Origin of the sequence: Streptomyces sp. CA-249302 (assembly GCF_050936785.1) — a bacterium.
Lineage (GTDB): Bacteria > Actinomycetota > Actinomycetes > Streptomycetales > Streptomycetaceae > Streptomyces.
Genome location: NZ_JBNJMG010000001.1, coordinates 332697 through 355670, shown reverse-complemented (window position 1 = coordinate 355670; position 22974 = coordinate 332697). Strand labels below are relative to the sequence as shown.

Here is a 22974-nt window from a genome sequence, read left to right as displayed (position 1 = left end):
CGTCAGCGCCGTTCCTTCGTCGCCCCGGCCAGCCAGACGGTGTTGTCCACGGCCATGGTCCGTATCTCGTGCTCGCTGAAGCCCGCGGCCAGCAGCCGGTCGGCCAGCAGCGCCAGGCCGTCCTCCACCGGAGGGTTGAAGGGCTGTCCCAGGTCGCTGGAGAGCACGGAGTACTCCGGGCCGACCGCCCGGATGTTCTCCAGCCACAGGTCCCAGGAGACCTTGCCGGTGTACGGCGTGGTGAAGCACCTCTCCAACAGGGCTCCCTTGGCGGCGAGTTGCCGCTGGCGTTCCACGCCGACCCGCTGGGAGGTGAACTCCGGATGGGTGATCACCATCCGCCGTACGCCCTCCTCGGCGGCCGTGTCCACGACGGCGGCGATCTCGTCGGAGCTGAGATGGCCGGTGGCGAGGGTCATGTCGTGGGCGGCGATCACCCGGAGCACCTGCCGGGTTGCTTCCAGTACCGCACCGTTCGGCGCGAGCACGTCCACCGGGTCGGCCGTCATGCCCGCGGCCCGCAGCTCCTCCTGTAACTGCATCCACATGGGCGGTGTGGCGCCCTCGGGGGTGTCGGCCGTACAGGCCCGCTCGTTGGCGCTGTCCACGGTCGGCAGCCAGACGAACTGCGCGCCGCCGCGGCCGGCGATCTCCACGGCGATCGGATTCATGCCGCCCACCGAGGCGTTGAGGGTGATCGCGCCGACCGCGCCGAAGCCGGGTACGGCGGTTCGGACCACCTCGGCCCGTTCCGCGGTGGGCACGTAGTGCGACTTGAGCACGAACCCCGACAGGCCGACCGCACCGAAGCGGTCCGCGAGTGTCAGGTCGTCGATGCGACGCTTCATCAGGTCGGGTGCGATGTGCACATGGATGTCGTAGGCCCCCGCGACGAGTCCGCGGGCGCGGTCCGAAGGTGTCGGATGTGTGGCTGGTCGATCGGTCATTCCGAACTCCCTGTCGCCAATTTAGTGAACCGGATTGTTAACAATCACCGCCATGGCGTCAATGGGTTGCGCAGAAAGTGTTCCGCTACGGCGTTCCGGGGCTCGCCGCGGGCGTGCCGGTGCCCGGCAGGGCCGTACCGCGGAGTGCCTGGATCACGCTGTCGAGGTGCTGCCGGGTGGCCCGTTCGGCGGCCACCGGGTCGCGGCTGCAGATGGCGTCGATGATCGCGAGATGCTCGGGCAGCGAGACGGAGGGCCGCCCCGGTTGCATGGCGAGCCGGAACTGGTGGCGGACGGCCTGGCCGCGCAGTCGCTCGATCACGCCACCGGCCGTGCGCTGCCCGCTCATCTCCAGCATGCGGCGGTGCAGCCGGTTGTTGAGCTGCGAGTACGTCATCACCGCACCGGTCTCGACCGCGGCACCCATCCCCTCGCGGATCTCGCGCAGTTCGGCGATCTCGGCCTCGGTCACCCGCTCCGCGGCCTTGGCCGCACAGAGCCCCTCGACCGCCATCCGGACCTCGAGGATCTCGATCGCCTCGGCCAGGGACACCGCGCGGACCCGGGCACCCCGATGAGGGATCCGCTCGACCAGCCCTTCGTTGCCGAGTTGGAGCAGCGCCGAGCGGACGGCCCCGCGGCTGGCCGCGAACCGCTCCGACAGGTCCGTCTCCACGAGCCGTTGATCCGGTACGTAGTCCCCGCTCACGATCGCCGCGCGGATGGCCTCGACGACCGGGCCGGGCGGGGACGGGACTTTGTGTGCACCCGACACGGGACCCCCTCTTCCTGTGAACTACCTGAATGGCGACAATATTGTTACCAATTTCCGGGAGATGTGGCGCCCCCGCTGCACAGGACGACGAGGAGCAGTACCCATGGAATCCGTTGCCACCGAGGGGCTGCGTGTCGCCGTACTCGGTCTCGGGGAGGCAGGCGGCGCCATCGCGGGCGACCTGGCCGCCGCGGGCGCGCACGTACGGGGCTTCGACCCGAAAGTGCAGGCCCCGCCGGGCGTGGTGGACACCGGCGGCGACGCGGAGGCGGTGCTGGGCTGCGACCTCGTACTGAGCGTCAACAGCGCCTCGGACGCGGTGGACGCCCTGCGGGCGGGCCTCGCCGGAACGTCCCCCGACTGCCTCTGGGCCGACCTCAACACCGCCTCGCCCGCGCTGAAGAGGCGGCTCGGGGAGATCGCCGCGGGCGCCGGCATCGGCTTCGCCGACGTGTCCTTGATGGCGACCGTGCCCGGCAGGGGACTGCGCACGCCGATGCTGGTCTCCGGACCGGGGGCCGAGCGCTACGCAGCGCTGCTCGGCCCCCTCGGGGCGCACGTCGAGGTGCTCGACGGTCCGGCCGGGCTGGCCGCCGAGCGCAAGCTGCTGCGCAGCGTGTTCTACAAGGGCCTGGCGGCCGCCGTGGTCGAGGCCCTCGACGCGGCCCGGGCCGCGGGCTGCGAGGACTGGCTGCGCGAGGTCATCGCCGAGGAGCTGACGAGGGCGGGCGGAGCGACCGTGGACCGGATGGTCGACGGCAGTCATCGGCACGCGGCACGCCGGATCGTCGAGATGCAGGCAGCCGCCGACATGCTCGACGATCTCGACGTACCCCCGCTGGTCTCCACGGCCAGCAGGGACGTGCTGCGTCGGCTCTCCGGTCCGCCGAAGTGAGGGACCGGCGGGTTCAGTTCTTGCCCTGGCGGGTCACCCACTTCCCGTTCTCCCAGCCGCTGACCGTCTCGTAGCCGGAGCGGAAGGAACCGAGGTAGTCGACGGCCAAGTGCTGCTCGGCGGTGGACAGTCGGGCCGTGTAGCTGGAGGCGTCGTCGTCCGAGCCGCCGGTGGTGTTCACCGCGACGTACGGGAACGGGTAGACGGGCCGGGAGGCGGTGGCCGTGCCGCTGCTGTCGATGTCCTGGCTGAGCAGACTGTCGGGCGCCTTGTCCGCCGTGACCCAGTCCACGATCGCCGACAGCGCGTCGATGCTGTCCGGCCCCTGGCCGCCGCCGCAGTGGGCGACTCCCGGCAGCAGGAACAGTCGGGCGAAGTCCGAGGTCTTCGACGCGCCGCCCATCGCCTTTTGGACCGCCTTGTAGTACGCCATCGCCGCCACGGAGGAGATGTTCGGGTCCGCGAGCCCCTGCCAGACGATCAGCTTGCCGCCGGCCGCCTTGAACGCCGACAGGTCGGGGTCGGTCGCGTCCATGGTGCCTTCGTTGAGCCGCATGAGCTGCTTGTACGCGGCCGTGGTGAACTTGACGTCCTTGTAGGACAGTTCGGGGTGGGCGTCGGGGTAGAGCAGATACCGGACCCGTTCGTTGACGTTGGTCTTGTTCGAGGTGGAGCCGGTCGTGGTGGTCGGGACGATCACACCGGCCCAGTTGAGTTCGTTGCCGCGCAGCTGCCAGCCGGGGTAGAGCAGCTTGCCGTCGCTGTTGCGTGGGCCCGAGTACAACTTCCGTACCGTGGTCACCTGTTCGGACGTCAGACAGAACGCGTCGGCGGTCGAGGTCTGGCCGTCGGCGCACTGGATGCTGCCCGGGTCCCAGGTGCAGGCGAGCGGGTCCTCGATGATGCCGTCCGAGCCGGCGTCGCAGCCTTCGAGAACCGCTTCGTGGAGTGGCTCGAGGTCGCTGGTGACGAGCGTGGCGTTGGTGCCGTCGGCGAAGACGGCCTGCGCGTTCCAGGCGTGCTGGAAGGTGTGCGCGGTCCAGTTGTTGGCCGGCGCGCCGGCGATGATGCCGTCGAAGTCGGTCGGATAGCGCTGGGCCTCGGTGAGCGCCTCGTGGCCGCCCTGTGAGCAGCCGTCGTAATAGGAGTGGCCGGCGGACTCGCCGTAGAAACGCTTGATGATCTCCTTTGCCACGACCGCGAGTTGGTGCTCGGACTTGTAGCCGAAGTCGACCTTCAGGGTCGGGTCCGTGCCGAACAGGCCGGAGGACATGCTGGTGCCGAAGTGGCCCTGGTCGGTGCCGCCCACGGCGAAGCCGCCGCTCGTATAGGAGGTGCAGCCGGTGGACGCGGGGGCGGAACCACTGGCCACCACACCGCAGTTGCCGCCGCAGCCCACCTGGAGGTAGTTGCCCTGCCAGGTGCTGGTCGGCAGCCGCAGCACGAACTGGATCTGCGGGGCGATGAGTCCGGTGATCGAGCAGGCTTCCCAGTCGCCGAGCGGATTGTCGTCGGCGGACAGGACCGTCGCCGAGCCGATCTGGGTGGGGGCGCCGGTGATGCCGTTCAGGTCGAGCTGGGCGACTTCGGAGCAGCTCAGCGCGGGGGAGATGGTGCTGCTCGCGGTCACGGCGGTCGCCTGGGCGGTGGAACCGTCGCCCGGCACGAACGCCGTGCCGACGACGAGGAGGACGGTGGCCGCCAGGGCTCCGGCGAGCCGCCGGGGCCGCAGGCGTTGCAGGAGGGGATGCACGGGTGGTCTCCAGGTGGGGGAGGTCGGAAACGCGGCTATGCGACGGTGAGGGTGAGCGCGCCGGAATACGTGCTCCCGGGCGCGAGCGTGGTCACGGCGCCGTCGACGGACGGGCTCAGGGTCCGGCCGGGCGGCGCCTGCACCGTCGCGTCCGTGTCGACGACCAGCCTCGTCAGATACGACTTACCGGTGACCGTCCATGCCGACCCCGCGCCCAGCGTCACGATCACGCCGTTGTCGATCGCGGGCCGCGTCGTGTTGGTGAGGTGGTTGATCTGCTCGTGGTTCGCCGCGGAGATGGACGAGACGGCGTGCCGGGACGCGGACGCGGAGACGACGCCCGCGGGGCGGGTGCGCGCGAAGGAGAGCACGAGGTTCTTGCCGGTGCGCATCGCGTTGTAGAAGTCGCCCTTCAGCTCGATGTCGGTGAAGGAGGCGGTGGCGTCCGTGGTGTGCACGGTGGTCGGGTCGAAGGTGTCGTCCTTGTCCGGGTCGCCGGTGGGCTCGGTGCAGACGCCGTCGGGGGAGCCGGGATCGTCCGTCTCCATGACCTGGACGAGGACGCCGTTGCCGGTGTGCAGCCGGGCGCCCTGCGAGCCGTCCACGGTGACGGTGACCTGCTTGGCCTTGTCGAGGAACATGGTCCCGGCGGTGCTGAACCGGGTACCGCCGCCGATGTCCACCGATCCGCCGTCACCGCTGTGCCACATGACGCCGCACCCACGGGACTCGACGATCGACGCCCTCGGCCCGATCGCGTCCGACTCCCGTGCAGTCAGCCCCAGATCGAGCTCACTGTCGAGTGCGACCACGGCCTCGCGCGTGCTGTCGGCGAAGGTGACGGAACCGCCGGTGGAGATGGCCGCGAACGTCGCCACGTCGAAGTGGGTGCCGAGGAAGAGGTCCGTCTGGCTGCCGCCGTCCGCGTAGGTGCCGTAGCCGGAGTCGCCGGTGATCGTGGCCGAGGTGTTCTCGCCGAGGACGTCGTCGGGCAGTCGGCCCTCGCGGGTGCGGATGCGGGAGTTCTTGACGATCACGTTGGCGCCGTAAGTGGTGAAGTCGCAGCGCCCGTTGCCGTCGAAGGTGATCCGTGGCCGCGTCAGGGTGTACGAGGCGCCCTCGGCGGCATAGCAGCCGTTGAACGCCTCGCCGGTGGACGACAGGGAGACGTCCCTGGCCCAGGCGTGGGTGAGCCGGCCGCGGTGGAAGGTGGCGCCCGCGAAGGTCTCCGTGTGTTCCAGGGCGGGGGTGAGGACGATGTCGCCGCGGTAGGTGCCCGCCGCGATCAGCGTCGTCGTGCCGTAGGTTCCGTCCAGCACGGAGCCGGTCTCGACCCCGTTCACGGTCAGGGAGAGGAGGTGTCCGTCCGGCGCGGTGAGTACGGCGCCGTCCTCGACGACGAGGACGGCGAGCAGGGCGCGCACGCGTGAACGCATCGCCACCCCGGGCTCTCTCGGGAACGGTTCGGTGGCACGGGTGTTGAATTCCGGCATGCGCAACTCCCTTGCACCCCATGGCTGTTCATGGGGCGGTTGATCGATCGGGTGTGGCAGGGAGTGAAGCAGCGGCCGGGGAGCCGTAGAAGGCGGTGGTGCCTGTGAATTCGGGGGCGGGTGCGGTCGACTCGGGTCGGTGGGCGCGCCGGAACGCTCTGCGACTGCGGTCGAGACCGCAGTTCAGAGCCGTGCTCGCGGGAGCGGACAGGCCTCCGGTGCACCGTCCGCCGCAGAGCCATGGGTATCCCGGATGGGAACCATTCCCCGCACCCTGAGAGGGCGGTGTCGGCTCAGGAACGCCGGGCCGGTCCGGAAGAAGGACTCCGTACCAGTTCCCGTGCGCGCTGTGCCGCCTCCCGTACCGATCCGCGGTGCTCGCCACCGTGCCCGGGCAGCAGCAGGTCGCCGGCCAGGTCGGCCAGGACGTCCAGGGAGGTGATGGCCCGGGCGCGTTCGTGGTGGAACATGTCGGGCAGCAGCTGCGGTCCCTGGAGGCGGGAGGTCGGGTGGCCGGTGACCAGGGCGTCGCCCGAGATCACCACCCCGGCGTCCGGGAGGTGGAAGGCCACGTGCCCGTCGGTGTGGCCCGGCGTGTGCACGGGCACCGGCCGGCCGGGCAGGTCCAGCGGGCCCGGCGCCGGGAAGGTCTCGGGGGAGCCGACCGGGACCTTGGCCGTGCCGCCGGAACGCAGCGCGTGCACCGCCCAGGGCAGCACCCCAGGCCGCCAGCTGTTCGCCGCCACCTGCCCGATGGTCACCTGGTGCAGGAACTCCCGCCGGGCGTGCGGCACTTCGGCCTCGTGCAGGTAGACGGGCGTGTCGTAGGTGCAGCGCAGGAACTCGGCCGAGCCCAGGTGGTCGTTGTGGGCGTGGGTGATCAGCACCGCCGCCACGGCCTCCGGCGAGCCGCCCACCGCGGCCAGCGAGTCGAGGACCTGCTGCCGGTCCCCGGGGTAACCGGTGTCGATCAGGGTGAGTTCGTCCCCCTCGCTGAGGATCACCCAGTTGGTGTTGCTGCCGTGCACCAGATGAATGCCGTCGGCGACTTGCCGCACGTCTGCCCGCATGACCGACCCCGAGTCCAGAGTTCCTGTCCGACAGCATCAGCAAAGCAGAGCCCGGCCGGACCGGAAGCATCGGGTCCGCGCCAAATTCCTGTTCAGGGACGCATCCCGAACAGGAACCGCGTCACCCGCGTCCGCCGCACCCCGTACTCGTACACGACGAGGATCACCGCGAGCGAAGCGGCCACGATCGCCGCGTACTTGACCAGGATCGGAGCGTTCCAGCCCACCACCCCGTAGGCGAAGGCGACGACGACCGGCTGGTGCAGGACGTACAGCGGAAGCGCGGCGATCGTGAGATATCCCAGGACGGGGCCGGGCCGCGTCCGCGGCTGCCGGTCCAGCAGCCCGAGGATCGCCGTCACCCAGCACCAGCCCGCCGCCGAGAACAGCACCCGGGTGACCACCGCGAGTGGGGTCCACGCGGTGAACGGATCGTCCTCCGCCATGAAACCCGGCGCCGTCGCCCCGAACAGGACCAGCCCGGCCACCCCCACCGGAACGGCGATTCGACGCAGGGCGGCCCGCACACGTTCGTCGTCGGCGAGGGCGTACCCGAAGAGGAAGAACAGCAGATAGGCCCAGCGGTTCCAGCCCGCGAAGTCCTCCTCCAGGCCCAGCAGCGCGTTGACCACGGCGAGCGGCAGCACGAACAGGAGGAGCAGCGCGGGCCGCCGTTCCACCGCCCGCGCGACGCGTTCCGCGCTCGCCGCGAGGGGAACGGCGACCGGGGCGAGCAGCAGGCAGAAGGCGAGGAGCAGCACGACGAACCAGAGATGGCCGGTCTCGAAGTACCTGCCGTCCAGGACGAACGGGAAGTCGCCCAGGTCGAGATGGACCGTGAGGAAACGCGGCCAGAAGTGCCGGTACGACTCGTGGTAGCCGGGGTCGGCGGCGCGCAGCCGCAGCCACTGGGGGAGGGGGCAGAGCAGGACCGTCGCGAAGACGAGAGGTACGCCGAGGCGCAGCAGGCGTTCGCGGGCGAAACCGCGCGGGCCGCGGCGGCGCAGCGAGTGCCGGGCGCCGAGACCCGCGACCAGGAACAGCATCGGCATCGCCCACACCACGCCGAACCCGGCGAACACGGTGATGACAGGTGTCGTACCGGCGTTCTTGACGTAGAAGTCGTCGTCCGGGTCGAACACCAGGGCCGCGTGGAAGAAGACCAGACCGACCACGACCAGGGCACGCAGTACGTCGAGTTCGAAACGGCGGACGGGCGCTGCGCGTTCGGTCTCCGCGGTCATGCGGCCCAGTGTGGGAGCAGGACCGGTTTCCGCCCAGAGGAAGGGCGGCCTCCGGCACCGTCCGCCGGAGGCCGCCCCCGCGTACGCCGGAAGCGGCCGCCTCTCCGCCTCAGCGCACGCCGTTCGGCCGGAACTGGATGCTGATCCGCGGCCCCGCGGCCCGCGTGCTCTTGGGTACGCAGTGCTCCCACGTCCGCTGACAGGAACCGCCCATCACGATCAGGTCCCCGTGCCCGAGCGGCCGGCGCACCGACTCGCCGCCGCGCACCGGACGCAACAGCAGGTCCCGCGGTGCCCCGACGGACAGGATGGCGACCATCGTGTCCTCCCGCGCACCTCGCCCGATCCGGTCCCCGTGCCAGGCCACACTGTCCCGGCCGTTGCGGTAGTAGCAGAGCCCCGCCGTGGTGAACGGTTCGCCCAGCTCCTCGGCGTAGCGCGCGGTCAGCGCGGCACGCGCCTCGTCGAGGAGCGGGTGCGGCAGGACGTCGTCCACGTCGTAGAACGCCAGCAACCGCGGTACGTCCACGACCTGGTCGTACATCTTGCGGCGCTCCGCGCGCCACGGGACCTCCGTGGCGAGCTGTTCGAACAGGGCGTCCGAGCCGCCGAGCCATCCGGGCAGCACGTCGATCCAGGCGCCGAGGCCGAGCCGCGTCCGGCGTATCCCGTCGAGGGGGCCGAGGCGGAGCTGGTCGGTCTGGTCGAAGAGGGAGCCCTGGAGGTGCGTGCTCATGTGTCCAGCGTACCCCTTATTCGAAAATATGTTCCCACTCAATTTGTGTCAGCGGCTTTCGATACATCGATGTATCGGATACATTCCCGTATCGAACGGAGGGTCGGACATGGTGGCGGAGGAGACGGTGCGGCGCGTGACCAGGCGCCGGGTGCGCACGCGTGCCAACCTCCTCGACGCGGCCTTCGCCGTGTTCGCCGCCAAAGGGTTCGGACGCGTCTCGATCGAGGAGGTCTGCGAGGCCGCCGGCTACAGCCGGGGCGCCTTCTACTCCAACTTCGACAGCCTGGACGAGCTGTTCTTCGCCCTCTACCGCCAGCGCGCCGACCTGATCGCCGAGCAGGTGGCTGGCGCCCTCGCCCTCGACGGCCCCGACCTCGACGTACCGGCCGCCGTCGACCGTGTCACCGAGGTGCTCCTCCTCGACCGGGACTGGCTCCTGGTCAAGACGGACTTCCTGGTGCACGCCGCCCGCGATCCCGACGTCGCCCAGACCCTCCTGGAGCACCGGGCGCGGCTGCGGCAGGCCATCGCCGACCGCCTCGCACGCGCGCGTGGCTTCACCGAACCCCCTGCTGTACTCGGTGACGCCGAGGGCGCGGCCCACGCCGTGGTCGCCGCCTACGACGGAGTCACCGTCCAACTGCTGCTGGACAAGGACGTGGACGGCGCCCGGGTCTGGCTGAAACAACTGCTCACCGCGCTGCTGACCGACGGCAGCGGCACCCCCCAACGAGACCCCCACCAGTAAAGGAACGGTCGCCATGGATGCGGACGTCATCGTCGTCGGAGCGGGCCTCGCGGGCCTGGTCGCCGCGCACGAACTCACCAGCCGGGGCAGGCGGGTCGCCCTCGTCGACCAGGAGAACGGTGCCAACCTCGGCGGCCAGGCCTTCTGGTCCTTCGGCGGGCTCTTCCTCGTCGACTCGCCGGAGCAGCGCCGCCTCGGCATCAAGGACTCCATCGACCTGGCCTGGAACGACTGGCAGGGCAGCGCCCAGTTCGACCGGGCCGACGACGAGGACTCCTGGGCGGTGCGCTGGGCGCGCGCCTACGTCGAGTGGGCGGCGGGGGAGAAGCGGTCCTGGCTGGAGAGCCATGGCATCAAGTTCCTGCCCACGGTCGGCTGGGCCGAGCGCGGGGACCTGCGCGCCGACGGCCACGGCAACTCCGTACCCCGCTTCCACGTCACCTGGGGTACCGGCACCGGCGTCGTCGAACCCTTCGTCGACTCAGCCAAGCGGGCCGCCCGCGAAGGGCTGCTGACCTTCTACCACCGCCACCAGGTCGACGAGCTCGTCGTCGAGGACGGCACCGCCCGCGGTGTGCGCGGCACGGTCCTCGCCCCGGACGACTCGGCCCGCGGCGTCGCCTCCAACCGCGACCGCGTCGGCGACTTCGAGCTCACCGCCCAGGCCGTCGTCGTCACCACCGGCGGCATCGGCGCCAACCACGACATCGTCCGCCGCTACTGGCCCGAGCGGATGGGCACCCCGCCCGCCGAGATGGTCACCGGCGTGCCCGCGTACGTCGACGGCCGCATGCTCGACATCAGCGCCGAGGCGGGCGTCCGCCTGGTCAACCGCGACCGCATGTGGCACTACACCGAGGGCCTGCAGAACTGGGACCCGATCTGGCCCGGCCACGGCATCCGCATCCTGCCCGGCCCGTCCTCGCTCTGGTTCGACGCCCTCGGCCGCCGCCTGCCCGACCCGTGCCTGCCGGGTTACGACACCCTGGGCACCCTCAAGCACCTGCGCACCACCGCGGACATCGCCGAGTACGACCACTCCTGGTTCATCCTCACCCAGAAGATCATCGAGAAGGAGTTCGCGCTCTCCGGGTCCGAGCAGAACCCCGACATCACCGCCAAGGACAAGGCCGCGGTGCTGAAGAACCGCCTCGGCAAGGGCGCCCCGGGCCCGGTCGACGCCTTCCTGCGCAAGGGCGCCGACTTCGTGACCGCGCCGACGCTGGAGCAACTCGTCACCAAGATGAACGAGTTGACCGACAAGCCGCTGCTCGACGCGGCCGACCTGCGCCGCCAGATCGAGGCCCGCGACCTCCAGATGGCCAACCCGTACAGCAAGGACTCCCAGGTCCAGGGCATCCGCAACGCCCGCCGCTACATCGGCGACCGCCTCGGCCGCGTCGCCACCCCGCACCGCATCCTCGACCCGGGCGCCGGACCCCTCATCGGCGTCAAGCTGCACGTCCTGACCCGCAAGACCCTCGGCGGCATCCAGACCGACCTCGACTCCCGGGCCATCGGCACCGACGGCACGCCGATCGAGGGCCTGTACGCGGCCGGCGAGGTGGCCGGCTTCGGCGGCGGCGGCGTCCACGGCTACAACGCCCTGGAGGGCACCTTCCTCGGCGGCTGCCTCTTCTCGGGCCGGGCGGCCGGACGGGCGGCGGCCAAGCAGACGGCCTGAGTCAGTCCCTCAGGAGCCGCACCAGCACCGAGGTGTGGCTCCGCTCGGGGTCCTTCGCCGAGGTCAGCAGCGTGACGGGCCCCTCGCGTACCAACTCCCGCACATGATCGAGGAGTTCGGCGGCCTCCGGAGCGGCCAGCTCCGCCTCGTAACGGCTGCTGAACTCCTCGTACGACCCCTCGCTCGCGTGGTACCACTTGCGCAGCTCGTTCGACGGAGTCAGGCCCTTGGGCCACTCGTCGACCCGCGCCGCGTCCTTGGAGACGCCGCGCGGCCACAGCCGGTCGACCAGGACACGCACACCGTCGTCCGGCTCGGGCGGTTCATAGACGCGGCGCACGCGAACACTCACGGTCGGGCCCTTCTGACGGCGTGGCGGATGCTGCCGAGCGTAGTGCGCGGCAACCGGATGACGCTGGGTGACTTGACCTGAATGAGGAGGAGCCCGGACCGCGAGGGCACCTAGCCTTGGGTCGATTGATCACCCGTTATCCGTCCAGGAGGACATGTGAGGCAATCCCGCCGAAAGTCCGTCAGACCCGCAACGGTCCTCCGCCGTGAGGCCCTCGTCGCGACCGTCCCCGTCGCCGTGGCGGCCCTGCTCGCCGCGGCCGGACCCGCGTCGGCCGGCACCGTCGGCACGGCCGGCGTCGGCGACCCGTACTTCCCGCTCGCCGGGAACGGCGGCTACCACGTCGACCACTACGGCCTGACGCTCCGTTACGACACCGGCAGCCGCCACCTCGACGGCACCGCCGTACTCACCGCCCGCGCGACCCAGCGGCTGACCCGCTTCGATCTCGACTTCAACGGGCTGGAGATCACCGGCCTGACCGTCGACCACGCCAAGGCCGATTACCGCCGCGACGGCCAGGAACTCGTCGTAACCCCGAAACGGTCGCTGCACCCGGGCCAGGAGTTCCAGGTCAAGGTCGTCTACAAGGGCACCCCCAAGCAGGTCACCGACCCCGACGGTTCGGCCGACGGGTGGATCCCCACCGACGACGGCGCCTTCGTCGCGGGGGAGCCGCAGGGCGCCATGACCTGGTTCCCGGCGAACAACCACCCCAAGGACAAGTCCTCGTACGACATCACGATCAGCGTGCCCAAGGACCGCACCGCCGTCTCCAACGGCGTGCTGGTCGGACAGCGCACCGCCCACGGGTACACGACCTTCCACTGGCGGCAGGTGGAGCCCATGGCCGCCTACCTCGCCACGGCGACCGTCGGGAAGTTCCAGGTCGAGCAGTACACCACCCGCGACGGCCTGCGCGTCTACAACGCCGTCGACCCGCGCGAGGCCTCCGCCGCCGCGCCGGTGCTGAAGAAGCTGCCGTCGGTTCTGGAGTGGGAGAGCAAGGTCTTCGGGCCTTACCCGTTCCGCGCCGCCGGGTCGATCGTCGACAAGGCCGAGAGCGTCGGATACGCGCTGGAAACCCAGTCCCGGCCGCTCTACGACCGCGCGCCCGACCTGAGCACCCTCGTGCACGAGAACGCCCACCAGTGGTTCGGCGACTCCGTCTCCCTCACCACCTGGAAGGACATCTGGCTCAACGAGGGCTTCGCGACCTACGCCGAGTGGCTCTACAGCGAGCAGCACGGCGGCGACAGCGCGCAGAAGACCTTCGACGCGCTCTACGCCCTCCCCGCGAGCAACGACCTGTGGGCGTTCCCGCCGGGCGACCCCGGCAGCGGAGCGAACATCTTCGGCACGCCCGTCTACGCCCGCGGCGCGATGGCCCTGCACGAACTCCGAAAGGCCGTCGGCGACCGGACCTTCTTCCGCATCCTGCGGGCCTGGGCCGGCGGGCACCGGAACGGGAACGGCACCACCGCGCAGTTCGAACGGCTCGCCGAGTGCGAGTCGGGCAAGAGCCTTCACTCCCTGTTCAACACCTGGCTCTACGCACCCGGTAAGCCGAACAAAGCCTGAAACCTGACGAGTTCCTCACATGTCTCGGTCACAGTCGATCCCGTGATCATGAATAGTCGCCGCACCGTCCTGCTCGCCGCGTCCCTGCTCCTCACGGGATGCGGCGGCGGGGCCGTGGCCTCCTCGGGCCGTCCGGCCGAAGGCGCCACCGCGGAACCCAGCACCCCCGACGTCAGTCCCCTCCAGACGTCCAAGCCCGAGATGTCCGCGGAGGCCGCCCGGGTGCAACTGCCCGGCCTGGGACCGAAGACCCTCGCCGAGGTCCCCACCGACGCCCGGCAGGCCGTCCTCGTCACCGGACGGGGCGGCAACTCCCCGAAGTCCACGGTCGTCCTCCACACGCGGACCACGACCGGCTGGCAGGCGGGCGAGGCCTGGCCCGCGCACAACGCCCTCAGGGGCTGGTCGGACAACCACATGGCGGGTGACCTGCACTCGCCCGTCGGTGTGTACGGCCTCACCGACGCCGGCGGTCTGCTGGCCGACCCCGGGACCAGGCTGCCGTACCACCAGGACGGCGGCTTCGTCTCGCCCGGCACCGGATTCGAGGGCGAGCCGCTCGAAGGCTCCTTCGACTACGTGGTCGCCATCAACTACAACCGCAAGCCCGGCACCTCACCCCTGGACTGGACCCGCCCGCTCGGGTCGGGCCGCGGCGGCGGCATATGGATCCACGTCGACCACGGCGGCCCCACCCACGGTTGCGTCAGCATCGCCAAGAACCACATGAAGGAGCTGCTCCGGGCGCTGGATCCGGACCTGCATCCGGTCGTCGTCATGGGCGACGCCGCGTCCCTGGCCCGCTGACCGCTTAGGATCCGCCGGGTGTGCGCACATGTACTGGTCGCAGAGGACGACGAGATGCAGGCCGAACTCATACGCCGCTCCCTGCTGGCGGAGGGTCACACGGCCACCGTCGTCCATGACGGCGCGGCCGCGCTGGACGCCGCCCGCCGGCTCAGACCCGACCTGGTCGTCCTCGACCTGATGCTGCCCGTCGTCGACGGGTTCGGGGTGTGCCGGGTGCTGCGCGGCGGGGACCCCGCCCATGCCGACATACCGGTGCTGATGCTGACCGCCCGCTCCGAGGAGGACGACCTCCTGCTCGGCCTGGAGCTGGGCGCCGACGACTACATGACCAAGCCGTACAGCCCGCGCGAGCTGATGGCCCGGATACGCACGGTTCTTCGGCGCAGCGGGCGGAAGACCGCCGTACCGGAGAACCCCGTCGTACGGGCGGCGGGTCTCGCCGTCGATCCGGAGCGGTACGAGGTGCGCTGCGACGAGGAACCGATCGAGTGCACGCCGGCCGAGTTCCAGATCCTGCTGGCCATGACGGGGGAGCCAGAACGGGTCTTCACCCGGCGCCAGTTGCTCCAGTGCACCCGCGGCTTCGACCGGGCGTCCACCGAGCGGGCCGTCGACGTGCACATCATGAACCTGCGCAAGAAGATCGAGGCCGACCCGCGCAAGCCTGTCCGGCTGCTGACCGTGTTCGGGGTCGGTTACAAGCTCAGCGGCGGCCGCGGGTGAAGCGCCGCATCCCCCTGCGCAAGCGGCTGCTGGTACGGCTGCTGATCACCTCCGCGCTCATCGCCGTCTGCTCCGTGGCCGCGACGACCTGGCTCGCCGTGGAGATCACCACCCGCGCCCTGCGGGAGGAACAGGGCCAGGACCTCGCCGACGACATGAAGATCCTGGCCGAGCTCAGCGGGTACGCCGCCACCCACCCCCAGTGGAAGGGCGTCCAGTCCGTCGTGAGCGATCTGGCCGAGCGGACCGGCCGGCGCATAGCGCTGACCACCACCGACCGCACCCTGATCGCCGACTCCGCCGCCAAGGGCACCTCCCTGCCCCTCGGCGCAGCCGCCACCGTCGACCCGCTGCGCACCGACACGTACACGCAGCCCGGCGCCCAGCTGACCGGCGTCGACCCGCGTGCCGTGGGCCCGTACCGGCTCACGGCCGGGGAGCGCGGCGAGCTGGACGCGTACGGCAAGAACATGCGCAACTGCTACGCCCAGCACGGCATCGACACGAAGATCGAACACAGCCCGAGCGGGCGTCCGCTCCTGCTCGACTCGGACGGCAGCGACGCCTCCACCCTGCTGACCGAGGAGTGCGGCTACGGGTTCAGCAAGCCCGTCCCCACCGAGCAGAAGGCACTGAGCGCACTGACCGTCATCGCCCGCGCCTGCCTGGGGAAGGACAGCTCGGGCCGGGAGATACCGCTGTACCTCTACCTCAACCCGACCAACAAGAACCCGCTGAACCGGTACGTCATCGCCAAGTACGACAGCGCGCGCGACACGCCGTCCCTGAAGACGGTGCAGAACTGCACCGAGCAGGCACTGCGCACCCAACTCGCCCCGTACGTCGCCCCCGCGGCCGACCTTTACCTCGGCGGCGGCGACACCACCCCGCCCCGGTTCGACATGTCCCCGGCCAACAAGGCGAAGATCGTCGGCGTGGTCGGCCTCGTGCTCGCCGTCACCGTCGCCGTCACGGCAGTCGTCGCCACCCGGCTCGTACGACCCCTGCGCGCGCTGACCGCGGCCGCCCAGCAGCCGCCGGAACTGCACGTCCGGGTGCCGGTGACCACCCGCGACGAGACCGGCATCCTGGCCGAGGCCTTCAACGACCTGACCGAGCGCCGCGAACGCCTGGAGGAGCAGCGCAAGGCCATGGTCAGCGACATCGCGCACGAACTGCGCAGCCCGCTCACCAACATCCGCGGCTGGCTGGAGGTCACCCGCGACGGAGTGGTCGACCCGGACCCCGCGCTGCTCGGCTCCCTGCACGAAGAAGCCCTCGTCCTGCAGCGCATCATCGACGACCTCCAGGACCTCGCGGCCGCCGACGCGGGCACCCTGCGCGTGCACCGCGAGCCCGTCCGCGCCGACGAACTCCTCGCCCAGGTCGCCGCCGCCCACCGCGTCGCCGCCGCCGCGGCCGGAGTCGACGTGCGCACCGAGACCGACGAGGAGTGCTGGCTCGACGCCGACCCGGTCCGCATGCGGCAGGCCCTCGGCAACCTCGTCTCCAACGCCCTGCGGCACACCCCGCCCGACGGCACCGTCACCCTCGCCGCCCGGCGCGACGGGGAGGAGATCGTCTTCACCGTCGCCGACACCGGGGGCGGCATCGCCGCCGAGGACCTGCCGCACGTCTTCGACCGGTTCTGGCGGGCGGAGAAGTCCCGCAGCCGGCGCACCGGCGGCAGCGGGCTCGGGCTGCCCATCGTCCGCCACCTGGTCGCCGCGCACGGCGGCACGGTCACGGCGGCGAGCGAACCCGGCGCCGGCGCGGTGTTCACGCTGCGGCTGCCGGGAGCCCCGCTGCCGGAGGGGTGAGCCGGACAGGCCTATCCGTTACGGGCCTGTGCCGCCCGTCGTCGCCGTTGCAGCAGGCGCCGTTCGTTCTCGTTGGTGCCGCCCCACACGCCCAGGCACTCGCCGGTCTCCAGTGCCCAGCGCAGACAGCGTTCGCGCACAAGGCAACGGCCGCACACCGCCTTGGCCTGCTCCATCTGCAACAGTGCCGGGCCGGAGGTGCCGATCGGAAAGAAGAGGTCGGGGTCCTCGAACCGGCACGCGGCCGCGTCCCGCCAGTCGTCCATCAAAGTCACCTGCGATCGAAATCGTATGTGCCCTCGCGAATGGCTTACTCGCTTCCGGGTCACCTGTCGATGCGCGAGTGAAACAACGGAGTCCTGGGAGTGGTACGGATCACTGCTCGCGCAGGCCCCACGGGGAGCCGTACTCGGTGAGCAGGTCCAGGAACGGGCGGGCCGGAAGCGCCTCCGGGCCGAGGACGCCCGAGCCCGACCAGGCGCCGGTGGCGAGGAGTTCGAGGGCGACGACCGGGTTCAGCGCGGTCTGCCAGACCACCGCCTGGCTGCCGTACTCGGCCATCGACCACTGGTTGTCGACCACGTGGTAGAGGTACACCTCGCGCGGCTCGCCGTCCTTGGTGCCGCGCACCCAGGTGCCCGCGCAGGTCTTGCCGTGCATCCGGTCGCCCAGCGTCGCCGGGTCGGGGAGACAGGCCGCGACGACGTCCCGGGGCGAGACCGCGACCGCTCCGCCGGCGCTCGGCACCGTGACCGGCTCGGTGCGGTCCAGGCCGAGCAGGTGCAGCGTCTTGAGGGTGTCGATGAACTCCCGGCCCAGGCCGTACTTGAAGGTGACCCGGCGCGCGTCCACCCAGCGCGGCACCAGCAGCACCTCCTCGTGCTCCACGTTCACACACTCCACCGGGCCGATGCCCTCGGGGAAGTCGAAGATCTCCGGCTCGCTGAACGGCTCCGTGGTGAACCAGCCGCGGTCGGCCTCGTAGACCACGGGCGGGTTGAGGCACTCCTCGATCGTCGTCCAGATGCTGAAGGAGGGGGCGAAGTCGTAGCCGTCGACGGTGAGGTTCGCGCCGTCGCGGACGCCGATCTCCTCGATCTCGTCGAAGAGCTCGTCGGCGGCGTAGCGGGCGAAGACGTCCGACAGCCCGGGCTCGACACCCATGCCGACGAGGGCCAGCGCGCCCGCCTTCTCCCACTCCTCGGCCTGCGCGAACTGGTCGTCGCCGAGCTTGACGCCGCACTCCTCGTAGGGGCGCTCGGCGTGCGGGTGGGAGAGGGACATCGCCATGTCGAGGTAGTTGGCGCCGGCTGCGCGGGCTGCCCGGAACAGGGGCAGCACGAAGCGCGGGTCGGTCGCGTTGAGCAGGACGTCGCAGCCGTGCCGGCGCAGCAGCTCCGCCACCGCGCTCTCGTCGCTCGCGTCGACGCGCTCGGCCAGGAAACGGCCGTCGTCGACCGCCGCGACCGCGGCCTCGGCGCGCGCCGGGTCGTAGTCGGCCACCACCATCGCCTCGAAGAACGGGCGCCGGGCCGCGATCCGGGTGATGGCGGTGCCCACACCGCCGGCTCCCACGAGCAGTACACGCATGACAGATCTCCCTGTCCTCAGGATGGATGACGAGGGGCCCCGCCGCAGATACAACGCCGCCGGTTCACGTAAGGTCAATGGCGTTGGCATAAGGAGGCCCGCCGTGCCCAAAGCGGTCGTGCCCGAGGAGAAGCGGCGCAGACGCCGGCCCACCAAGAGCGGCACCGTGCTGTCCGAGACGCTGATCGTCGAGACGGCGCTGCGGATGCTGCGCGAGCACGGCAGCGCGGGCCTCACCGCCCGCCGCCTCGGCCTCGCCCTGGACGCCGACCCCAGCACCCTTTACCGCTACTTCCGCGGCATGGACGACCTCACCCTCGCCATCGGCGACGCGCTGATCGGCCAGGCCCTGGACGGCTGGCGGCCGACGGGGGAGTGGCGGGCCGACCTGCGCGCCGTCGGACTGCGCATCCACGCCGCCTACGTCGCCCACCCCCAGGCCGCGGTACTGACCACGAGCCGCGTCACCGGCCGGGCGAACGAACTCGCCGCCGACGAGGCCGTGTTGGACGTCCTGCGCACGGCCGGCTTCCCCCTCCCGGACACGGTCCGCGTCTACCACGCCTTCATCGACCAGACGCTGGCCTTCGCCGCCCTCGACGCCGCCTCCCTGACCCTGCCGAGCGCCGCCCTGCACGCCGACGAGGCCATGTGGCGCTCGACGTACGCCCGCCTGCCCCGCACCACCCACCCGCGCATCGCCGAGGCTGCACCCCTGCTGGCGGCCCGCATGGTCGACAGCGCCTACCCGACGGCACTGGAGATGCTGCTGGACAGCGCGGAGGCGCGGCTGCGGGCGCTGGGCGGCTGAAAGTGAGTGGGTGCCGAACCCACCAGTGATCCTTCTAACATAATTTTCATCGAAATTGTTAACAATCCTGGGGCTCCTTGCCTACAGTCTGGGCTCGACGCAACCCGCTGTGTAAGGAGGCCTACAGGTGGAGATCAACCGCAGAACTGTCATCCGGAGCGCCGCGGCCCTGGCCGCGTTCGGAATCGCCGAGGGCACGGCAGGCACCGCCTTCGCCGGCACCTCGTCGTCGAGCAGTTCGTCGGACACGTCGTCGGCGTACTCGCTGGAGTTCGATCCCACCGCCTGGTCGTACGACGCGACCAACGACGTGTACTACCAGATCGGGAAGGTGTACGTCGCGAACCCGGCCGCGACGGACTACGAGAACCTGTCGATATACGTGCCCGGTGCCTATCTGACGGCCACCGCGAACAGCGACGGGACCACGTACACCGCGAAGGCCGACCCGAAGGGCACCGTCGGCGACTACTCGGGACGCACGGCGCCGATCGTGATCCCGGTCAACACCCCCGGCTACGCCCACCAGTCACCGGCCACGTCCTACAGCTACACGAGCGTGTCGCAGTACCTCGAGGCCGGGCACATCTACGTGTGGCCGGGCCTGCGCGGCCGGGACAGCTCGACCAGCACCCGGTCCGACGCGGCTCCCTGGGGCGTGACCGACCTCAAGGCCGCGGTCCGCTTCCTCCGGTACAACCGGAGCGTCCTGCCCGGCAGCACGGACGACATCGTCCTGTTCGGCATGAGCGGCGGCGGCGCCCAGGACACCGTGGCGGGCACGTCCGGCGACAGCCCCCTGTACTTCCCGTACCTGCGCTCGATCGGCGCGGCGATGGAGGACGCCCACGGACGTCCCCTCAGCGACGCGGTCAACGCCGTGATGGCCTGGTGCCCCATCACCAACCTGCAAGAGGCCAACCTGTCCTACGAGTGGAACATGGGCCAGTTCGCCTCGACGAGCACGCGCGCCTCCGGGACGTGGACCAGCGCCTACTCCACGGACCTCGCGAAGGCCTGGCCCAAGTACCTCAACCGCCTCGGCCTGCGCGACGAGCACGGCCGGCGTCTGGCGTTGACCGAGTCCGACAGCGGCGTCTACCTGGCGGGCAGTTACTACGACCACCTGATCAAGGTGATCACCACCTCGCTGAACAACTTCCTCGCCGACAACACCTTCCCGTACACCATCACCACGCAGGGCGGGCCGCCCGGATCGGGCCAGACGGGGACGTCGACCACGTACGAGACGGTCGACGACTACATCGCCTACCTCAACTCCGCGAGCACGTGGGTCACTTACGACTCGGCGACCAACACCGCCACGGTGTCCGGCCTCGAGGGCTTCGTCAACAGCCAGAAGAACGCGAACAAGCCGGTCGGCGCGTTCGACGGGTACTCACGGGGGCAGGGCGAGAACAGCGTCTTCGCGATGGGTCTCAATGCGCCGTCGCACTTCGCGCCGCTCACGCGTGACGTCATCAAGGCGAACGAGGCGACGTACGCCACGTACTCCGACTGGAACACCGCCTACGGCTCCGCGGCGTACGACAGCGACTTCGCGCAGAAGGACAGCGTCGGCAAGGACATGGGCTGGCGGGCCGACGCGTACAACCCGCTGTACTTCCTCTCGCCCGCCTTCGCCGGCTACCGCCGGTCGCAGGTGGCCCGTCACTGGCGCATCCGCACCGGCATCATGCAGGGCGACACGGGCAACACGACGGAGATCAACCTCCGGTTGGCCCTGGAGAACTACGGTATCCGCGACGTCGACTTCGCGACCGTGTGGGCCCAGGCCCACACCATGGCCGAGCGCACCGGCGACGCGACGACGAACTTCATCAGCTGGGTGGCGTCCGTCACCAAGAAGTGACGACCGCCCGGGCGCCCGACCGCCGAAACCCGGCCGGGCGCCGGGGACTTCCGCCATGACGTACGGGATGCCGAACGCCCTGGAGGCCGGCGTTCCGGCGCGGGTGGGGGAAGTGTCGGAAGTGGCGGGGGCGCCATATTAATGTGATCTACCAGAACAGCTTTTCGAGGTAGACACTTTGGGAAAGGTGCCCCGTCATGTCGCTGAGCCCCGGCGATCCGGAGTCCATGGGCGGCTACACGTTGGTCGACCGGCTCGGCAGTGGCGGAATGGGTGTCGTCTACCTGGGCCTCTCGGAATCGGGGCGGCGGGTCGCGGTCAAGGTCGTGCACGCGCCGTACGCGCAGGACGAGGAGTTCCGGACCCGCTTCCGGCAGGAGGTCGCGGCGGCCCGCCGGGTGAGCGGGGCGTTCACCGCCCCGGTGGTGGACGCCGACCCCGACGCCCAACAGCCGTGGATGGCCACGCTGTACGTCCCGGGCCGCACGCTGTCGGACGTCGTGGCCAAGGAGGGCCCGCTGCGCGGACGCGCACTGCGCGTGCTCGCGCTGGGCCTGGTCGAGGCGCTGACGGACATCCACCGGGTGGGTATGGTGCACCGGGATCTGAAGCCGAGCAACGTCCTCATGGCCGAGGACGGACCCCGCGTCATCGACTTCGGCATCTCGTACGCCGTCGACAACGAGGCCCTCACCGTCACCGGCCGGCTGATCGGCACACCGCCCTTCATGTCTCCCGAGCAGTTCGCCGCGCCGCGCGAGGTCACCGGGGCCTCGGACGTCTTCTCACTGGGGTCGCTGCTGGTCTACGCGGCCACCGGTAACCGGCCGTTCGACGGAAGCAGCCCGTACCTGACGGGTTACCAGGTCATGTACGAGGCGCCGGAGCTGTACGGAGTCGACGAACCGCTCCGGAGCATCGCCGAACGCTGCCTCGACAAGGACCCGGCCGCCCGGCCCGGGCTCGACGAACTGCGCCGTCTGCTCCGGGCGTTGCCGGATTCCGCCGCGCCGGTCGCACCGATTGCTCCGCTGGCGACGGCGGCGGAGGCGCCCGACTCCGTGGAAGCCGACACTCGGATGTCCCGGGGCCGCGCGGTGCCACCGGCTCCGGCCGTCGACGGCGGGACGACGGAGACGGGCGGCCGCCGAACCGGTCACGGACGCCGCCGCCGGCGCGTCCTCGTCGGCATCGCGGTGGCCCTGGCGGTCACCGGGGTGAGCATCGCGGCGGTGCGCATGGGGTCGGACCACGACAGCGCCTCCTCTTCCTCTTCCTCGTCCGGCGAGGCCGGGTCCACCGCGCCCTCGCCGTCCGCGTCAGCGCCCTCCGCGTCCGCGCCCGCGTCGGCCGCCAAGGTGACGCTGCCGCCGAAGCATGTGCAGTGGGACTACCAGATCGGCGGCGCGTACGCCCCGGCGGCCGGAGTGCGGGTGGTCGGTCGCGACCACGACAGCGAGCCCGCGCCGGGTGTGTACAACATCTGCAACATCAACGCCTTCCAGGCGCAGGAGGACGAGGAGCGCGACTGGGCCGCCGACCTGCTGCTGCGCGACGCCAAGGGGAACGTCGTCTACGACAAGGACTGGGGCGAGGCGATCCTGGACATCCGTACGGCGGCGAAGCGGCAGCGCATCGCAGCCAAGCTGAACACCTGGATCGACGAGTGCGCGGCCAGGGGATACAAGGCCGTCGAGCCCGACAACTACGACGTCTCCACGCGCTTCCCGACGTATCTCAAGGCCGACCAGGCCGAGGCGCTGATGAAGCTGCTGGCGACGCACGCCCATGAGAAGGGCCTGGCCGTCGCGCAGAAGAACGCCGTGGAACTCGTGGCCGACCGTAAGTCCGTGGGTCTGGACTTCGCCGTGGCGGAGGAGTGCGCCGAGTGGAACGAGTGCGGGGAGTTCGCCGAGGCGTTCGGCGGCAACGTGCTCGTGATCGAGTACACGGCGAAGGGCATGGCGCAGGCCTGCTCCGGCTGGGGCAGCACCCTCAGCGTCGTCCGCCGCGACGAACTGGTCGTACCCCAGGGCGCGAACGGCTACGTCCACCAGACCTGTTGA

General features: G+C 70.7%; 20 protein-coding genes. 10 read left to right on the top strand and 10 right to left on the bottom strand.

Annotated features, from left to right (window positions below):
- Nucleotides 1-2: 2 nt before the first annotated feature.
- Together ACQEWB_RS01590 and ACQEWB_RS01585 are read right to left on the bottom strand one after the other, a co-directional pair.
- Nucleotides 3-947 (bottom strand): DUF6282 family protein, encoded by a 945-nt coding sequence (locus ACQEWB_RS01590; protein WP_432826195.1) that lies wholly within the window; start codon nt 945-947, stop codon nt 3-5.
- 85 nt (nt 948-1032) lie between these two features.
- Nucleotides 1033-1722 (bottom strand): GntR family transcriptional regulator, encoded by a 690-nt coding sequence (locus ACQEWB_RS01585; protein ID WP_432826193.1) that lies wholly within the window; start codon nt 1720-1722, stop codon nt 1033-1035.
- Nucleotides 1723-1825: 103 nt separating this feature from the next.
- Here ACQEWB_RS01585 and ACQEWB_RS01580 point away from each other — a divergent pair, with 103 nt between their 5' ends.
- Complete coding sequence (locus tag ACQEWB_RS01580; RefSeq protein WP_432826191.1) at nt 1826-2617, top strand: DUF1932 domain-containing protein; 792 nt, start codon at nt 1826-1828, stop codon at nt 2615-2617.
- A gap of 13 nt (nt 2618-2630) precedes the next feature.
- Here ACQEWB_RS01580 and ACQEWB_RS01575 read toward each other — a convergent pair whose 3' ends face one another.
- From ACQEWB_RS01575 to ACQEWB_RS01555, 5 genes are all read right to left on the bottom strand, one after another.
- Nucleotides 2631-4370, bottom strand: coding sequence for a tannase/feruloyl esterase family alpha/beta hydrolase (locus tag ACQEWB_RS01575; protein ID WP_432826189.1), 1740 nt, complete (start codon nt 4368-4370; stop codon nt 2631-2633).
- A 35-nt stretch (nt 4371-4405) separates the two neighbouring features.
- Nucleotides 4406-5863: a hypothetical protein gene (locus tag ACQEWB_RS01570; RefSeq protein WP_432826187.1), complete on the bottom strand. Its 1458-nt coding sequence runs from the start codon at nt 5861-5863 to the stop codon at nt 4406-4408.
- Nucleotides 5864-6156: 293 nt separating this feature from the next.
- Nucleotides 6157-6933 carry an MBL fold metallo-hydrolase gene (locus ACQEWB_RS01565; RefSeq protein ID WP_432826185.1) on the bottom strand — a complete coding sequence of 259 codons (777 nt, stop codon included), beginning with the start codon at nt 6931-6933 and terminating at the stop codon, nt 6157-6159.
- 92 nt (nt 6934-7025) lie between these two features.
- Nucleotides 7026-8177 carry an acyltransferase family protein gene (locus tag ACQEWB_RS01560; RefSeq protein ID WP_432826183.1) on the bottom strand — a complete coding sequence of 384 codons (1152 nt, stop codon included), beginning with the start codon at nt 8175-8177 and terminating at the stop codon, nt 7026-7028.
- Nucleotides 8178-8286: 109 nt separating this feature from the next.
- Complete coding sequence (locus ACQEWB_RS01555; protein WP_432826181.1) at nt 8287-8913, bottom strand: alpha-ketoglutarate-dependent dioxygenase AlkB; 627 nt, start codon at nt 8911-8913, stop codon at nt 8287-8289.
- Nucleotides 8914-9022: 109 nt separating this feature from the next.
- Between ACQEWB_RS01555 and ACQEWB_RS01550 the strand changes: the two genes are divergently transcribed.
- Both ACQEWB_RS01550 and ACQEWB_RS01545 read left to right on the top strand, forming a co-directional pair.
- Nucleotides 9023-9664, top strand: coding sequence for a TetR/AcrR family transcriptional regulator (locus ACQEWB_RS01550; protein WP_432826179.1), 642 nt, complete (start codon nt 9023-9025; stop codon nt 9662-9664).
- 13 nt (nt 9665-9677) lie between these two features.
- Complete coding sequence (locus ACQEWB_RS01545; protein ID WP_432826177.1) at nt 9678-11348, top strand: FAD-binding dehydrogenase; 1671 nt, start codon at nt 9678-9680, stop codon at nt 11346-11348.
- A gap of 1 nt (nt 11349) precedes the next feature.
- Here ACQEWB_RS01545 and ACQEWB_RS01540 read toward each other — a convergent pair whose 3' ends face one another.
- Complete coding sequence (locus tag ACQEWB_RS01540; RefSeq protein WP_432826175.1) at nt 11350-11700, bottom strand: DUF488 domain-containing protein; 351 nt, start codon at nt 11698-11700, stop codon at nt 11350-11352.
- 156 nt (nt 11701-11856) lie between these two features.
- On the opposite strand from ACQEWB_RS01540, the gene ACQEWB_RS01535 reads away from it, so the two are divergent.
- Genes ACQEWB_RS01535 through ACQEWB_RS01520 form a run of 4 tightly spaced genes read left to right on the top strand, consistent with a single transcriptional unit; the run spans nt 11857 to nt 16634 of the window.
- Complete coding sequence (locus ACQEWB_RS01535; protein ID WP_432826173.1) at nt 11857-13281, top strand: M1 family metallopeptidase; 1425 nt, start codon at nt 11857-11859, stop codon at nt 13279-13281.
- A 48-nt stretch (nt 13282-13329) separates the two neighbouring features.
- The gene (locus ACQEWB_RS01530) at nt 13330-14088 is read left to right on the top strand and encodes a L,D-transpeptidase family protein (RefSeq protein WP_432843595.1); all 759 of its coding nucleotides are present in this window, start codon (nt 13330-13332) and stop codon (nt 14086-14088) included.
- An 18-nt stretch (nt 14089-14106) separates the two neighbouring features.
- Nucleotides 14107-14814, top strand: coding sequence for a response regulator transcription factor (locus ACQEWB_RS01525; RefSeq protein WP_432826171.1), 708 nt, complete (start codon nt 14107-14109; stop codon nt 14812-14814).
- Nucleotides 14811-16634 (top strand): HAMP domain-containing sensor histidine kinase, encoded by a 1824-nt coding sequence (locus ACQEWB_RS01520; protein WP_432826169.1) that lies wholly within the window; start codon nt 14811-14813, stop codon nt 16632-16634. The genes ACQEWB_RS01525 and ACQEWB_RS01520 overlap by 4 nt, the downstream gene beginning before the upstream one ends.
- Nucleotides 16635-16645: 11 nt before the next feature.
- On the opposite strand, the gene ACQEWB_RS01515 is transcribed toward ACQEWB_RS01520, so the two are convergent.
- Both ACQEWB_RS01515 and ACQEWB_RS01510 read right to left on the bottom strand, forming a co-directional pair.
- Nucleotides 16646-16900: a WhiB family transcriptional regulator gene (locus ACQEWB_RS01515; RefSeq protein WP_432826167.1), complete on the bottom strand. Its 255-nt coding sequence runs from the start codon at nt 16898-16900 to the stop codon at nt 16646-16648.
- 109 nt (nt 16901-17009) lie between these two features.
- Complete coding sequence (locus ACQEWB_RS01510) at nt 17010-18224, bottom strand: saccharopine dehydrogenase family protein (protein WP_432826165.1); 1215 nt, start codon at nt 18222-18224, stop codon at nt 17010-17012.
- A 103-nt stretch (nt 18225-18327) separates the two neighbouring features.
- On the opposite strand from ACQEWB_RS01510, the gene ACQEWB_RS01505 reads away from it, so the two are divergent.
- The 3 genes from ACQEWB_RS01505 (at nt 18328) to ACQEWB_RS01495 (ending at nt 22974) form a co-directional block, all read left to right on the top strand.
- Nucleotides 18328-19035: a TetR/AcrR family transcriptional regulator gene (locus ACQEWB_RS01505; protein ID WP_432826163.1), complete on the top strand. Its 708-nt coding sequence runs from the start codon at nt 18328-18330 to the stop codon at nt 19033-19035.
- 127 nt (nt 19036-19162) lie between these two features.
- Nucleotides 19163-20908 carry an esterase gene (locus tag ACQEWB_RS01500; RefSeq protein ID WP_432826161.1) on the top strand — a complete coding sequence of 582 codons (1746 nt, stop codon included), beginning with the start codon at nt 19163-19165 and terminating at the stop codon, nt 20906-20908.
- A gap of 197 nt (nt 20909-21105) precedes the next feature.
- Complete coding sequence (locus ACQEWB_RS01495) at nt 21106-22974, top strand: endo alpha-1,4 polygalactosaminidase (protein ID WP_432826159.1); 1869 nt, start codon at nt 21106-21108, stop codon at nt 22972-22974.